Here is a 14005-nt window from a genome sequence, read left to right on the forward strand (position 1 = left end):
TTTCAAGATTATGAAACAGGGATTTCACGAATGCAAACCGTTTCTCGGCGGCGCGCCATGGGGGCGGCATGGCCGCACGCCTGATGCTGCGCATCCAGGAGCGCATGGCGCGCCTGACCGGCAGCGAACAGAAGCTGGGCCGGGTCATCCTGGAGAATCCGGGGATCGTCGAGACCCACACGGCGACCGACCTGGCGAAGCTGGCCGGCGTGTCCAAGGCGACGGCGGCGCGCTTCTTCCGCACCCTCGGCTACGCCGATTTCGACGAGGTCAAGCTGCAGGCCGGGGAGGAGCGCAAGCGCACCCAACCCTACAGCTACTCGGCCGCGGCCTCCGACCGGGTGGTGCTCGGGCGCACCATCGGCGACCACCTGGACCTGGAGATCCTCAACCTGACGCGCACCTTCGAGGAGATGCGCTCCGACCGCCTGACCGACGCCGCCAAGCTGGTGGTCGAGGCGCCGCGGGTGTTCGTCCTGGGCTTCGGCATGGAGGAGGGGCTGGCCCGTTACGCCCGGGTGCTGTTCGCCCGGCTGCGCCACAACGTGCTGCAGATCGGCGGCGCCGGCGGCGCCTGGGCGGAGGATCTGGCGATGACCGGACCGCGCGACGCCCTGGTGGTGTTGACCCTCGACCCGCGGCCGCGGGTGCTGCGCTCCATCGTCGGCTACGCCCGCACCACCCGGATGCGGGTCATCACCCTGACCGACCAGGAGTATGTGGCGCGCGCCCAGCGCTTCTCGGACATCGTCCTGCCCTGCCACGTCGCCAGCTACGGCCGGGTGTCGTCCCACACCACCATGGCCAGCGTGCTGCGCCTGCTGGCCATCGCCTATGTCGGCCTGGCCGGCGACCCGGCGATCCAGCGCTTCGGCATCGTCGACGAGATCAACGAGGAACTGGACGTGATGGAGTAGGGGACGCGGCCGGGACCAGGCCGACCTGCCACGCGGCGTCGGCGATGCGACGCCCGGAGAGCGCCGTGAAGCGGGGACGGTCGCCGCAAGCGCGACCGCTGGGGCCGCATCATGGGGGGTGATCCGAGCGGGTGATCCGACGGCGGGCCGGAGGGCTGGCGGGGCGTGGCAGGCAGCAAATCGCCCTCCCCACGGGTGGGGGAGGGCGGGTCTGAGTTCAGGGAGGAAGGGGGCGGCGGTGGCGTCAGGCCACCGCGCGTTCCGGCTGCTCCGCCCAGCCGCGCAGCGAGCCGGCGGGGCTGTCCCAGCACCAGGCGCCGCGGTCGGCGAAGAGGGCGTGCAGAAGCCTGTTGTTCAGCGCGTGGCTGGAGCGGCAGCCGTGGAAATGGCCCAGCAGCGGCGCCCCGGCCAGGGAAAGGTCGCCCACCGCGTCGAGGATCTTGTGGCGCACGAACTCGTCCTCGAAGCGCAGGCCGTCCTCGTTGAGGACGCGGTCGCGGTCGATGACGATGGCGTTCTCCAGCGAGCCGCCCAGCGCCAGGCCGGCGCGGCGCATGGCGTCGACCTCGTGCAGGAAGCCGAAGGTGCGGGCCCGCGCGATGTCCTGGCCGAAGGCGCCGGGCACCATGTCGAAGCTGGCGCTCTGGCGGGCCACCACCGCGTTGTCGAAGTCGATCTCGAAGCTGTAGCGCGTGCCCTCGCCGGGCAGCAGGCTGACGGCCTTGACTCCGTCGGTCACGTGAACCGGCTTCAGCACGCGGATGGCGCGGCGGGGGGCGTCCTGCTCTAGGCGCCCGGCGCGCTCGATCATCGCCACGAAGGGGGCGGCGCTGCCGTCCATGATGGGCACCTCGCCGGCGTCCAGGCGCACCACCGCGTTGTCGATGCCGCAGCCGGCCAGGGCCGCCATCAGATGCTCGATGGTTCCGACGGTGGTGCGTTCGGCGTTGGCGATCACCGTGCACAGGCGGCTGTCGGCGACGGCATCCCATTCCGCCCGGATCTCGGCGGCGGCGCCGCGCTTGTCGGTGCGCACGAAGACGATGCCGCTGTCGGCCTCGGCCGGGGCGATGCTCAGGGACACGGTCGAACCGGAATGAAGGCCGACGCCGCTGGTGTGAATGGCGCTCCGCAGCGTGTTCTGGAACAGTCCGTTCGACGTGGCGCGGATATGGGTCACGACTCTTTCCCTGCTTATTCTTTGGTCCGACGGTCGGCCGCGCGGCGGCCTCCAGTCTTGGCTTGGAGCGGATGTTGCCCAGCCACGGTTATGAGGTAACACCGGCCTTTGGCGAGAACAAATCACTCTTTATTACGAAATGTTGCAACGCGAGCGGCGGTGTCCGGTTCCCGCGAATACTGTTGGCCTCCCAAACGAAAAGAGCCTCCGGACCTGCCCTTGCGGGGGTCCGGAGGCCGAGGGTTCTGGGAAGGTTGTGATCCCGCGGGCTCCGGTTGGGCCGGTGCCCGCGGGGTCCTTTGGAGGAAGGACCTCGGAAGGCGGGCCGCCCGGAGGCGGCCGGCCGATCAGTTGGCCTGGCGGCGCAGGAAGGCCGGGATGTCCAGCACGTCCTCGTCGTGGTGCGCCATCTTCGACGACGCCGGCGCGGCCTCGTGGCCGGTCCGGGCCGCGGGCGCCGGGTGGCCGCCCGTCTGGGCCGGGGCGTGGGACGCCGGGGTGTGGGCGGCCGGGGCGTGGGCGGCCGGGTGGGCCTCGGCCGCCGCCTCGTCGCGGCGGCGGCCGAGGCCGGTCACCAGACCGAAGAGCGAGGTGCGCTTGCGCGGTGCCTCATGGGCGTCGGGCGCCGTCGGCTGGGCCGGGGCGGGCCCGGCGGTCAGCGTCGGGCGGGGGCCGGGGTCGGCCGGCTTCGGCGCGAAGAACTGGCCGTCCCGGCGCTCCGCGGCGACCGGGCCGGCGGCCGGACGCGGAGCGGCGGGAGCCTGCGCCGGGGCGGCCTGGGCGGCCGGCTGGGCCGGCTGCGGGGCCGTCTCGGCGTAGCCGACGGACTGGGTCTCGGCCTGCGGCACCGGGGCTTCCAGGGCGAAGGCGGTTGCGGCGGTGGCGATGGGCTGCGCCTTCAGCGCCTGGGCGGCCGCCCCGTATCCGGCGTTGCCGGTGGCGCCGTATCCGGCGTTGCCGGTGGCGCCATATCCGGCGTTGCCGGTGGCGACCGCCGGGGCGGCGGGGGCGGCCGGGGCGGTCAGCGGGGCGGCCGCCGGGGCGGCGGCGGCGAGGCCGGGCAGGGAGCCCTGCTTGGCGACGCCCGGGGCACCGAGCGGGCCGGCGGCGGGTGCGGCCGGCCGGGTGCGGTCGGACACCACGGACAGGCTGACCGGCTGGGCCGGGCGCGGGCTGGCCATGGCGGCCGCGTCGATGCCGGTGGCGACCACCGACACCCGCATGGTGCCCTCCAGCGTGCTGTCGAAGGTCGAGCCGAAGATGATGTTGGCGTCGGGGTCGACCTCGTCGCGGATGCGGTTGGCCGCCTCGTCCACCTCGAACAGGGTCATGTCGTAGCCGCCGGTGATGTTGATGAGGACGCCGCGCGCCCCCTTCATCGACACGTCGTCCAGCAGCGGGTTGGAGATGGCGGCCTCGGCGGCCTCGATGGCGCGGCGCTCGCCGCCCGCCTCGCCGGTGCCCATCATCGCCTTGCCCATCTCGGTCATCACCGAGCGGATGTCGGCGAAGTCGAGGTTGATGAGGCCGGGCATCACCATCAGGTCGGTGACGCCGCGCACGCCCGAATGCAGCACGTCGTCGGCCATCTTGAAGGCGTCGGCGAACGTCGTCTTCTCGTTGGCGATGCGGAACAGGTTCTGGTTGGGGATGATGATCAGGGTGTCGACGTACTGCTGCAGCTCCGAGATGCCCTGCTCGGCCAGCCGCATGCGGTGGGCGCCCTCGAAGTGGAAGGGCTTGGTGACCACGCCGACGGTCAGCAGCCCGCGTTCGCGCGCGCAGCGTGCGATCACCGGAGCGGCGCCGGTGCCCGTGCCACCGCCCATGCCGGCGGTGATGAACACCATGTTGGCGCCTTCGAGGTGATGGGCGATCTCCTCGATCTGCTCCTCGGCGGCGGCCCGGCCGACGTCGGGCTTGGAGCCGGCACCCAGGCCACGGGTCACCGTGTTGCCGAGCTGGATGCGCTTCTCCGCCAGGCTGCCCTTGAGCGCCTGGGCGTCGGTGTTGCCGACCACGAAGTCGACCCCTTCGAGGTTCGACTTGATCATGTTGCTGACGGCATTGCCGCCGGCGCCGCCGACGCCGAAGACGGTGATGCGGGGCTTCAGTTCGGGTTCGATCTGGGGAATGCTGACGTTGATCATGTGAGCCTCTCCACAACCTTCCAATGTTTTTGATCGCTTCAGACGTTCAGACGCCGGTTGGGTCCGGCGGTTTGCGATGGACGTGTTCCGGTGCGTTGCCCCGCCGCTCCATCCTCCCGCCCGGGGGCGGAAGGCGGCGGGGTGCGTGGAAGACGCTGGCGGCGGCGGGTTCACCCATCACAGGTTCTCCCGCAGCCAGAGGCCGACGCGGCCCCACAGTCCCGACCCGTGGACGGTCTCGTGACCGGCCACCGGCAGTTCGGCGGGGTGACGCACGGCGTGAAGCAACAGCCCGGCGGCCGTGGAGAACGCCGGACCACCGGCGGAATCGGCCAGGCCCGCGATGCGGGTCGGCCGGCCCAGCCGGACCTGCTTGTCGAGGATGAGCTGGGCCAGCTCGCGCGTGCCGGGGAGCTGGCTGGCCCCGCCGGTGAGCACGACCCGCCGCCCCGCCAGCTTGGCGAAGCCGGACTGTTCGAGGCGGGAGCGGACCAGCTCGAAGATCTCCTCCAGGCGCGGCTGGACGATGCGCACCAGCAGCGAGCGGGGCACGTGGCTGGTGTTGCCGCGCTCCTCCTCGCCGACCTGGGGGACCTCGATCATCTCGCGCTCGTCGGCGGCGCTCGCCATGGCGCTGCCGTAGAGCGTCTTCATGCGCTCGGCGTGGACCACCGGGGTGGTCAGGCCGCGCGCGATGTCGTTGGTGACGTGGCCGCCGCCGACCGGGATGCAGTCGGTCCACACCATGTTGCCCTCGAAGAAGACCGAGATGGTGGTGGTGCCGCCGCCCATGTCGATGCAGGCCACCCCCAGCTCCGTCTCGTCCTCGACCAGGCAGGCGAGGCCCGAGGCGTAGGGGCTGACCACCTGCGCCTCGATGTCGAGGTGGCAGCGGGCGACGCAGGTGTGCAGGTTGCGCACCGCCCCGGCCGAGGCGGTGATCACATGGACCTGGACGCCCAGGCGGTCGCCGTACATTCCCTTGGGATCGCGGATGCCGCGGTTGCCGTCGAGCATGAAGCCGACGGGGATGGCGTGGATCAGCGTCTGGTCGGCGCCGATCTGCAGCGCCCGGGCGTGGGCCATGGCGCGGCGCAGGTCGCTGGCCGTGACCTCCTGGCCCGGCACCGTCACCTCGGCGTTGAAGGCGTGGGAGGTGGGGTAGCCGCCGGACACGTTGACCACGACGTCGCGGATGGTCTCCCCGGCCATCTGCTCGGCCGCGTGCACGGCGGCGCCGATGGACGTCTCCGCCGCCTCCATGTCGATGATGGCACCGGCCCGCACGCCGGCGGCGAGCTGGTGGCCCATGCCGACCACCTTCACCGCCCCGGCGTCCTCGATCCGCGCGATGAAGCAGCAGACCTTGGTCGAGCCGACGTCCAGCGCCGCGACGATGCCGCCGCGGGTCGGACGCTTCGGCTTCTTGCCTCCGTTGAAGCCCATCCTCACGTCCCCCTGGCCTCGCTGCCGCTCATGTCTTGTTCCCCGTCTTGCGCTTCCGGGTGTCCTCCGGCACGGCGGCCGTCGGCGTCTGCAGGACCATGCGATCCGGCATCCGCAGGTCGATGGCGACGATGTCGCGGGCCAGCAGCCGGTGCGAGGCGTCGAGCGCCGCCAGCTGGTGCAGCGCCTCCTCCATCTCCTCCTCCGGCAGCTTGACCAGCACCCCGTTGTTGAGCTTGAGGTCCCAGCGGCGGTCGCCGACCCAGGTCGCGGCGGCAACCCGGCGGTGCAGGGCGGGCACCGCCTCCAGCGCCGCCAGCAGCCCGGGCACCCGGGCCGGCGCGTCGGCGCCCACCACGTGGGGCAGGGTCTCGATCCGGGTGTTGCCGCGGCTGGCCATCTCGGTGGCGTCGGCCAGCGGCCGGCCGTCGCGGTCGATCACCGTGAACCGGCGCTCGTGCTGCCAGATCGCCATGGGATGGCGCTCGGCCAGGCGCACGAACAGGATGTCGGGCAGGCGCCGCTCGACGCTGGCGGCGGCGACCCAGGGCAGGGCCTCCAGCCGCTCCTTGGCGGCCTCCAGGTCGACCGCCAGGATGGCGTCGCCGCGCTGCACCCCGAGCGCCGCCAGCAGGGCCTCGCGCTCGGTCTCCTCGCGGCCCTCGACCAGGATGTCGGCCACCGCGAAGCCGGCGCCGGCGGTCAGCGCGACCGCGCCGTTGCGCACCTCGTCACCCACGGCGGCCAGCGTGCCGGCCTGCCACATCCAGAAGGCGGCGGTGAACAGCCCGGCGACCGGCAGCATGGCCAGGCCGGTGCGAAGCGCCGGCCGTGTCCAGCGCGGCCAGGCGCGGCGGCGGTTGCCGCGCTGGGCGGCGTTGGCCATGGCGCGCGGCGGCGCCGGCGTGTCGCGGCGGGGGCGGGGCGGGGCGGTCAGGCGGGCTGGCATGCGGCGTCCTCCACCATCCAGCTCACCAGGGCGCGGTACGAGATGCCGAGATGCGCCGCCTGCTCGGGCACCAGGGACAGCGGCGTCATCCCCGGCTGGTTGTTGATCTCCAGGAAGTACAGGCCCTCGGTTCCCGGCTTGCGGTCGTCCCAGCGGAAGTCGCTGCGCGACACGCCGCGGCAGCCCAGCGTCTCGTGGGCCAGCAGGGCCACCCGCATGGCCTCCGCCGCCACCTCGCCGGGGACCGCGGCCGGGAGCACGTGGCGGGCGTGGCCGGCGGTGTACTTGGCGGTGTAGTCGAAGACCTCGGCGGTGAACTCGATCTCGGTGACGGTCAGCGCGCGGTCGCCCATCACCCCGACCGTCAGCTCGCGGCCGGGCACGAACTCCTCCACCAGGACGCGCTCGCCGTAGGCCCAGCCCTCGCCGACCGGGGCGTTCTGGCCCTCGCGCACGAGGGTGACGCCGACGGTCGAGCCCTCGTCGACCGGCTTGACGATGTAGGGCACCGGCATGGGGTGGCCGACGTCCGCCGCGACCGTGCCGCGGTGGACGATCACCCCCTTGGGCGACCGCACCCCGACGGTCGCCAGCAGGCGCTTGGTCATCGCCTTGTCCATGGCGATGGCCGAGGCCAGCACCCCCGAATGGGTGTAGGGGACGCCCAGGAACTCGCACACACCCTGGATCGTCCCATCCTCGCCGCCGCGGCCGTGCAGGGCGTTGAAGATCACGTCGGGTCGCGGGTCGAGCGCCGCGATGAGCCCGTCGAGATCACGCTGCACGTCGACGGCGGTGACGGTGTAGCCCTCCTCCTCCAGCGCCCTGGCGATGGCGGCGCCGGACACCAGCGAGACCTCCCGCTCGGCCGACCAGCCGCCCATCAGCACGGCGACGTGCTTGCGTGCGTGGCTCATTCCGCGGTCTCCCGGCCGGTGTGGGACGGCGCACCGGCGGCGCGGCGGGGCAGGTTCGGGCGGCGCGGCACCGCCCGGCGCGGGCGCTCCTCGTCCGCCGTGCCGACCGCCTGCTCCAGCAGGCGCTCGATGCGGTCGCCGGCCGACCCGTGCACCATGTACCCGTTGCTCATCAGTCCTCTCCCCCGGGAACGCCCAGCCGTTTGATCTCCCAGTCGAGCTCCACGCCGCAGGCCTCGCGGACGCGGCGGCGGACCTCCTCGCCCAGCGCCTCCAGGTCGGCCGCCGTGGCCGAGCCGAGGTTGAGCAGGAAGTTGCAGTGCAGCTCCGACACCTGGGCGTCGCCGATGCGAAGGCCGCGGCACCCGGCCTCGTCGATGTACTGCCAGGCCTTCTTGCCGCCGGGCGGGTTCTTGAAGGTCGAGCCGCCGGTCCGCGTGCGCACCGGCTGCGACTCGCCGCGGTCGGCGGCGATCTCGGCCATCCGCCGCTGGATTTCGATGGGCTCGTCCTCGACCCCCTGCAGCGTGGCGCCGACGAAGATCAGGTCGTCGGCCACGGCGGTGCCGCGGTAGCGGAAGCCCATGGCCTCGGCCGAGAAGCTGTGCACGGCGCCACGGCGGTCGAGCGCCCGGGCGGCCAGCAGCACGTCCTTGATCTCCGCCCCGTAGGCGCCGGCGTTCATGCGCACCGCCCCGCCGATGGTGCCGGGAATGCCCGACAGGAACTCCATCCCGGCCAGCCCGCTGTCCCGGGCCACCGCGGCGACGTTGACGTCCAGCGCCGCGGCGCCGGCGGCGATCACCGTGCCCGACACGTCGATCCCGGCGAAGCCGCGTCCCAGGCGGATGGTGACGCCGGGAATGCCGCCGTCGCGGATCAGCAGGTTGGAGGCGACGCCCAGCACCGTCACCGGGACCTCGTCCGGCAGGGCGGCGAGGAACCCGGCGAGATCGTCGGCGTCGGCCGGGCGGAACATCACCTCGGCCGGGCCGCCGACGCGGAACCAGGTCACGCCGGCCAGGGCGACGTCGGCGCTGAGGCGGCCGCGGCAGGCGGGCATGCGGTCGATGAGATGGGTGTCGGCCATGGCTGCTCTCCCCCCCGCGCCTAGGCGCGGCCCCCCGTCGTGGCCGCGGCGTCGAGCTGGGCCGGCAGGGCGTTGGCCCATTGGGTGATGGTGCCGGCACCCAGGCAGACCACCAGGTCGCCGCGCCGGGCGATGCCGGCCACCGTGGCGGCCAGCGCCTCGGGCGCGTCCAGCGCGACCACGTGGCGGTGGCCGTGGGTGCGCAGCCCCTCCACCAGGGAGTCGCGGTCGGCCCCGGCGATCGGCGCCTCGCCGGCGGAGTAGACGTCGGCGACGATGACGGCGTCGGCGTCGTTGAAGCAGGTGCAGAACTCCTCGAACAGGCTGTTCAGGCGGCTGTAGCGGTGGGGCTGCACGACCGCGATGGTGCGGCCGGTGCCGGCGGTGCGCGCCGCCTTCAGCACCGCGGCGATCTCCACGGGGTGGTGGCCGTAGTCGTCGATCACCACCACGCCGTTGGACTCGCCGGTCTTGGTGAAGCGCCGCTTGACGCCGGTGAACTTGGCGAGCGCGCCGTGGATGACCTCGCCCGCCAGGCCCATCTCGTGGCCCACGGCGATGGCGGCCAGCGCGTTCTGCACGTTGTGCTGGCCGAACATGGGGAGCGCGATGCGGGCCAGCGTCTGGGTCTCGCCGCTGTGACGGTCGGACAGGATGGCGTCGAACACCGCGCCGGTGACCCCGAGGTCGACGTTGACGGCCCGCACGTCGGCCTGGGGCGAGAAGCCGTAGGTCACGATGCGCCGGTCCGACACCCGCGGGATCATCGCCTGCACCTCGGGATGGTCGACGCACAGGGCGGCGAAGCCGTAGAACGGGATGTTCTGGACGAAGGTGTCGAAGGCGTCGCGCTCGCGCTCGAAGGTGCCGTAGAAGTCGAGATGCTCCGGGTCCATGTTGGTGACCACGGTGATGCAGGCCGGCAGCTTGGTGAAGGTGCCGTCGCTCTCGTCCGCCTCGACCACCATCCAGTCGCCCTCGCCGAGGCGGGTGTTGGTGCCGTAGGCGTTGATGATGCCGCCGTTGATCACCGTCGGGTCGAGGCCGGCGTGCTCCAGCAGCGTGCCGATCATCGAGGTGGTGGTGGTCTTGCCGTGGGTGCCGCCGACGGCGATGGCCCATTTCAGGCGCATCAGCTCGCCCAGCATCTCGGCGCGCCGGACCACCGGGATCAGGGCGCCGCGCGCCGCCACCACCTCGGGGTTGTCGCGCTTGACCGCGGACGAGATCACCACCACGGCGGCGCTGCCCAGGTTCTCGGCGCGGTGGCCAATGGCCACCGGGATGCCCAGGCCCAGCAGGCGCTTGACGTTGGCGCTTTCGGCGATGTCGGAGCCCTGCACGGCATAGCCCAGGTTCTTCAGCACCTCGGCGATCCCGGACATGCCGATGCCGCCGATGCCGACGAAGTGGATGGTGCCGATGGTCAGGGGGAGGGCGCGCATTCTAGAGGGTCCCCCGGCGCAGCATGAGGTTCAGCGAGGCGTCCACGGAGTCGTCGGACAGGGCGCAGGGAAGCGGCGGCACCCCGGCGGTGACGTGCAGGCGGTCGCGCAGGAACCCGCCGTCGGCCGCCGCCCGCGGCAGCAGCGGGCAGTCCGGCCGCCGGCGCCATCCCCCCTCGGTGCGTGTCTGCTCGGGTCCCCAGTCGTGCAGGGGGCGGGCGCTGCGGCGGGTGATGTGGCGCATGACCTGCTTCATGGCACGGGCTCCGTGGTCGGGGTGGATGGGGCGGCCGTGCCGACGCCGGAGGCCAGGGACAGCACGGCGTCGGCGAGACGCTCGGCGGCGTCGTCGCGGCCCCAGGCGTGGGCGGCGGCGGCAGCGGCGGCCAGCCCGGCGGGGTCGCCCAGCAGCGTCGCGAGGCGGTCGGCGACGGCCGGCGCGGTGAACCCGGTCTGGGGCAGGTGCCAGGCCGCCCCGGCCGCGGCGACCTGGCCGGCGTTGGCGCTCTGGTGGTCGTCGGTGGCGTGGGGGTAGGGCACCAGCAGGGCGGGCCGGCCGACGCAGGTCAGCTCGGCGATGGTCGAGGCGCCGGCCCGGGTGACCGCGAGATGGGCGGCGGCGAGGCGCTCCGGCACGTCGCGGAAGAAGCTCTCGAGCTCCACGGCGCCCAGCCCGAGGCCGGCGGTGGCGGCGCGCACCGTCTCCAGATCCTCCGGCCGGCACTGCTGGGCCAGGTGGATGCGCGCGCGCAGCCCCTCCGGCAGCAGGGCGAGGGCGGCCGGCAGCACCTCGCTGAAGACCCGGGCCCCCTGGCTGCCGCCCATCACCAGGACGCGCAGAGGCCCGCCGGCGTCCGGGGCGGCGTAGGGAACAGCCCGCTTGGCGGCGACGGCCGGGCGCACCGGGTTGCCGGTGTGGATCAGCTTGGCCTGGTCGCGCTCGCGCAGGCCGGCGATCGCGGGGAAGGCGCCGGCGAGGCGCCGCGCCCCGGCGGCCAGCATGCGGTTGGCGCGCCCCAGCACGGCGTTCTGCTCGTGCAGCAGGGTGGGCACCCGGGCGTTGGCCGCCGCGTACACCGTGGGCACCGACGGATAGCCGCCGAAGCCGACCACCGCGACCGGCTCCAGATGGCGCATCAGGGCGCTGGCGCCGAGCAGGCCCAGCCCCATCCACCAGCCGGCCTTGGCCTTGCCGATCAGGCCGCGGCCGGGGGCGGCGGCGTGGATGCGGTGCACGGCCACCTCCGGCAGGGTGTCGAAGGCCTGGCCCCGCTTGTCGGTCACCAGGGTCACCGGAAGGCCGCGCGCCAACAGGGCGCGCGCCAGCGCCTCGGCCGGGAACATGTGCCCGCCGGTGCCGCCGGCCGCCAGGAGGATGGGACGGTCGTGGGCCATCGCCGTCACTCCCCCGGTCCGAAGCGCTTGCGGGTCAACGCCAGCACCATGCCCATGCCGAGCCCCAGGGCCAGCAGCGACGAGCCGCCGTAGCTGATGAACGGCAGGGTCATGCCCTTGGTCGGCATCAGGTGCAGGGACGACGCCATGTTGATCATCGCCTGCAGGCCGAACTGCACCAGCAGGCCGGCCGTCGCCAGCAGGATGAAGTAGTTGTTTTCGTTGAACACCCGGGCGAAGCCGCGCATCACCACGAAGGCGAAGAGCACGACCAGGAACAGGCAGAAGATCAGGCCCATCTCCTCGCCGGCGACGGCGAAGATGAAATCGGCGTGGCTGTCGGGCAGCGAGAACTTCACCGTGCCCTGGCCCGGTCCGGTGCCCAGCAGGCCACCGTTGGCGAAGGCCTCCAGCGAACGGGTGACCTGGTAGGTGTCGCCGGAGTGGGGGTCGAGGAAGCGGTCGATGCGGCTGGTGACGTGGGGGAAGGTGAAGTACGCGGCGATCAGCCCGACGATGCCGAGCACCGCCAGCGCCACCACCAGCATGATGTTGAGCCCGGCCAGGAAGAACTGGGTGAACCACACCGCCGACACCACGAAGGCCATGCCGAGGTCGGGCTGCATCAGCAGCAGGCCGATGGTCAGGCCGTACAGCGCCATGGAGACCAGGGCCCCGGGGAAGCCCGGCGCGGTCCGCGACAGCGAGAACAGCCAGCCCGCCACCACCGCGAAGGCCGGCTTGACGAACTCCGACGGCTGGATCGACAGGCCCGGCACGTGGATCCAGCGCCGCGCCCCCTTGATCTCGACGCCCACCACCAGGGTCGCCGCCACCAGCAGCAGCGCACCCAGGAACACCAGCAGTGCCAGCCGGCGCACGCCGCGCGGCGACAGCAGCGAGATGCCGGTCATCAGCAGCACCGCCGGCAGCAGCATCACCAGGTGCCGCTCGACGAAGTAGAAGGTGTCGTCGATGCCGATGCGCTCGGCCACCGGCGGGCTGGCGGCGGTGATCAGCACCGTGCCCAGCGCCATCAGGATGGCCAGCGCGGTGAGCTGCCAGCGGTCGACGGTCCACCACCAGCGGCCGAAGATGGACTGGTCGGTGCGGTCGAACGTCATCATGCCGCACCCCCGGGAAGATCCTGGACCAGCCGGGCGAAGGCGTCGCCTCGGGCTTCGAAGTTGGCGAACTGGTCCCACGAGGCGCAGGCCGGCGACAGCAGGACCGTGGCGCCCGGCCGCCGCTCGGCCAGCGCCAGCCGGGCCGCTTCGGGAACCGCCGCCTCGAGGGTGCCGCAGCGGGTATAGGGCACGCCCCGGGCGTCGAGCCATGCGGCGAAGTGACTCTCCGCCTCGCCGATCAGGAAGGCGTGGCGCACCGCGCCGAGATGGGTGTCCAGCCCGGCCAGCCCGGTGTCCTTGGCCCGCCCGCCGACGATCCAGTAGATCGCCTCGTAGGTGGTCAGCGCCTTCTCCGCGGCGTCGGCGTTGGTGGCCTTGCTGTCGTTGACGAAGCGCACGCCGTCGATGGCGCGCACCAGCTGCTGGCGGTGGGCCAGCCCGGGGAAGGTCTTCATGGCGGCGATGATGGCCGGGGCAGGGATGCCGGTGGCGCGGCAGGCGGCGTAGGCGGCCGCCGCGTTCTGCCAGTTGTGGCGTCCCGGCAGGGCGCGCATGGCGGCGAGGTCGGCGACCCGCTCGTGGCGGCCCTCGGTGTCGTCGTAGAGCCAGCCGTCGAGGACATAGACGCCGCCGGGCTCGCGCCCACGCACCGACACCGGCCGGATGAACTGGTCGCCCTTGGCCTTGAGCTCTTCGAAGATGCCGCGCCCGTGGGCGTCGTCGACGCCGATCACCGCGGTGCGCGGGCGGGTCTGCCGGTGGAAGATCTGGCGCTTGGCGGCGACGTAGCCGGCCATGCCGCCGTGGCGGTCGAGGTGGTCGGGGGTCACGTTCAGCAGCACGCCGACGTCCCAGGTGATCGAGACCGTCAGCTCCAGCTGGTAGGAGGACATCTCCAGCACGTAGCTGCCCGTCGCGCCCATGGCGGGCAGGGTGAGCACCGGCGTGCCGAGGTTGCCGCCCACCGCGGCCTTGCGCCCGGCCGCCTGGAAGATGTGGCCGATCAGCGCGGTGGTGGTCGATTTGCCGTTGGTGCCGGTGATGCCGATGTAGGCGGCGTCGCGCTCGGCCCGGGCCAGCAGCTCGATGTCGCAGACCAGCTCGATGCCGGCGGCGCGGGCCCGCTCGGCCACGGGGTGCGGCCTGGGATGGGTGTGGGGGATGCCGGGGGACCAGACGATGGTCATCAACTCGCCCAGGTCGGCGGTGGTGAGATCGACCAGCGGGACGCCCGCGGCGGCGGCCTTTTCGCGGCTCGCCGCGGTGTCATCCCACGCCCACACCTCGGCACCGCTCGCCACCAGGGCGCGGGCGGTGGCGAGGCCGGAGGCGCCGAGCCCCATCACGCCCACGGGCAGACCGTTCATGTAGAAGAGGTCGATCATTCCC

General features: G+C 72.8%; 13 protein-coding genes. 1 reads left to right on the plus strand and 12 read right to left on the minus strand.

The annotated features are described in order from the left end of the window. Nucleotides 1-68: 68 nt before the first annotated feature. The gene (locus tag AC6H2I_RS09840; protein ID WP_497500437.1) at nucleotides 69-917 is read left to right on the plus strand and encodes a MurR/RpiR family transcriptional regulator; all 849 of its coding nucleotides are present in this window, start codon (nucleotides 69-71) and stop codon (nucleotides 915-917) included. Nucleotides 918-1161: 244 nt separating this feature from the next. Here the strand turns inward: AC6H2I_RS09840 and lpxC are convergent, their stop codons facing one another. The 12 genes from lpxC to murD all read right to left on the minus strand — a co-directional run bounded on the left by lpxC (nucleotide 1162) and on the right by murD (nucleotide 14001). Continuing rightward, nucleotides 1162-2097, minus strand: coding sequence for a UDP-3-O-acyl-N-acetylglucosamine deacetylase (gene lpxC, locus AC6H2I_RS09845; protein ID WP_497500438.1), 936 nt, complete (start codon nucleotides 2095-2097; stop codon nucleotides 1162-1164). 347 nt (nucleotides 2098-2444) lie between these two features. Continuing rightward, nucleotides 2445-4247, minus strand: coding sequence for a cell division protein FtsZ (gene ftsZ, locus AC6H2I_RS09850; RefSeq protein WP_497500439.1), 1803 nt, complete (start codon nucleotides 4245-4247; stop codon nucleotides 2445-2447). Between the two features lie 177 nt (nucleotides 4248-4424). Beyond that, nucleotides 4425-5693, minus strand: a complete 1269-nt coding sequence (gene ftsA, locus AC6H2I_RS09855) for a cell division protein FtsA (RefSeq protein ID WP_497500440.1) — start codon at nucleotides 5691-5693, stop codon at nucleotides 4425-4427. 28 nt (nucleotides 5694-5721) lie between these two features. Further along, nucleotides 5722-6642 carry a cell division protein FtsQ/DivIB gene (locus AC6H2I_RS09860; protein ID WP_497500441.1) on the minus strand — a complete coding sequence of 307 codons (921 nt, stop codon included), beginning with the start codon at nucleotides 6640-6642 and terminating at the stop codon, nucleotides 5722-5724. Then, nucleotides 6627-7559 (minus strand): D-alanine--D-alanine ligase, encoded by a 933-nt coding sequence (locus AC6H2I_RS09865; protein ID WP_497500442.1) that lies wholly within the window; start codon nucleotides 7557-7559, stop codon nucleotides 6627-6629. The genes AC6H2I_RS09860 and AC6H2I_RS09865 overlap by 16 nt, the downstream gene beginning before the upstream one ends. Then, nucleotides 7556-7732: a hypothetical protein gene (locus tag AC6H2I_RS09870; protein ID WP_497500443.1), complete on the minus strand. Its 177-nt coding sequence runs from the start codon at nucleotides 7730-7732 to the stop codon at nucleotides 7556-7558. Before AC6H2I_RS09870 ends, AC6H2I_RS09865 begins: the two co-directional genes overlap by 4 nt. Further along, nucleotides 7732-8649 (minus strand): UDP-N-acetylmuramate dehydrogenase, encoded by a 918-nt coding sequence (gene murB / locus AC6H2I_RS09875; RefSeq protein WP_497500444.1) that lies wholly within the window; start codon nucleotides 8647-8649, stop codon nucleotides 7732-7734. Before murB ends, AC6H2I_RS09870 begins: the two co-directional genes overlap by 1 nt. A 20-nt stretch (nucleotides 8650-8669) precedes the next feature. Then, nucleotides 8670-10094: a UDP-N-acetylmuramate--L-alanine ligase gene (murC, locus tag AC6H2I_RS09880; RefSeq protein WP_497500445.1), complete on the minus strand. Its 1425-nt coding sequence runs from the start codon at nucleotides 10092-10094 to the stop codon at nucleotides 8670-8672. A 1-nt stretch (nucleotide 10095) separates the two neighbouring features. Then, nucleotides 10096-10350, minus strand: coding sequence for a hypothetical protein (locus tag AC6H2I_RS09885; RefSeq protein WP_497500446.1), 255 nt, complete (start codon nucleotides 10348-10350; stop codon nucleotides 10096-10098). Continuing rightward, nucleotides 10347-11489: an undecaprenyldiphospho-muramoylpentapeptide beta-N-acetylglucosaminyltransferase gene (gene murG, locus AC6H2I_RS09890; RefSeq protein ID WP_497500447.1), complete on the minus strand. Its 1143-nt coding sequence runs from the start codon at nucleotides 11487-11489 to the stop codon at nucleotides 10347-10349. The genes AC6H2I_RS09885 and murG overlap by 4 nt, the downstream gene beginning before the upstream one ends. A gap of 5 nt (nucleotides 11490-11494) precedes the next feature. After that, nucleotides 11495-12616 (minus strand): FtsW/RodA/SpoVE family cell cycle protein, encoded by a 1122-nt coding sequence (locus AC6H2I_RS09895; protein ID WP_497500448.1) that lies wholly within the window; start codon nucleotides 12614-12616, stop codon nucleotides 11495-11497. Beyond that, nucleotides 12613-14001, minus strand: coding sequence for a UDP-N-acetylmuramoyl-L-alanine--D-glutamate ligase (murD, locus tag AC6H2I_RS09900; protein ID WP_497500449.1), 1389 nt, complete (start codon nucleotides 13999-14001; stop codon nucleotides 12613-12615). The genes AC6H2I_RS09895 and murD overlap by 4 nt, the downstream gene beginning before the upstream one ends. Nucleotides 14002-14005 lie beyond the last annotated feature (4 nt).

The organism is Azospirillum sp. NS33 (genome assembly GCF_059703765.1).

Coding starts and splice junctions, on each gene's coding strand:
- AC6H2I_RS09840 (WP_497500437.1), top strand. CDS start 69: ATGGCCGCACGCCTGATGCTGCGCATCCAGGAGCGCATGGCGCGCCTG.
- ftsZ (WP_497500439.1), bottom strand. CDS start 4,247: ATGATCAACGTCAGCATTCCCCAGATCGAACCCGAACTGAAGCCCCGC.
- ftsA (WP_497500440.1), bottom strand. CDS start 5,693: ATGGGCTTCAACGGAGGCAAGAAGCCGAAGCGTCCGACCCGCGGCGGC.
- AC6H2I_RS09860 (WP_497500441.1), bottom strand. CDS start 6,642: ATGCCAGCCCGCCTGACCGCCCCGCCCCGCCCCCGCCGCGACACGCCG.
- AC6H2I_RS09865 (WP_497500442.1), bottom strand. CDS start 7,559: ATGAGCCACGCACGCAAGCACGTCGCCGTGCTGATGGGCGGCTGGTCG.
- AC6H2I_RS09870 (WP_497500443.1), bottom strand. CDS start 7,732: ATGAGCAACGGGTACATGGTGCACGGGTCGGCCGGCGACCGCATCGAG.
- murB (WP_497500444.1), bottom strand. CDS start 8,649: ATGGCCGACACCCATCTCATCGACCGCATGCCCGCCTGCCGCGGCCGC.
- murC (WP_497500445.1), bottom strand. CDS start 10,094: ATGCGCGCCCTCCCCCTGACCATCGGCACCATCCACTTCGTCGGCATC.
- AC6H2I_RS09885 (WP_497500446.1), bottom strand. CDS start 10,350: ATGAAGCAGGTCATGCGCCACATCACCCGCCGCAGCGCCCGCCCCCTG.
- murG (WP_497500447.1), bottom strand. CDS start 11,489: ATGGCCCACGACCGTCCCATCCTCCTGGCGGCCGGCGGCACCGGCGGG.
- AC6H2I_RS09895 (WP_497500448.1), bottom strand. CDS start 12,616: ATGATGACGTTCGACCGCACCGACCAGTCCATCTTCGGCCGCTGGTGG.
- murD (WP_497500449.1), bottom strand. CDS start 14,001: ATGATCGACCTCTTCTACATGAACGGTCTGCCCGTGGGCGTGATGGGG.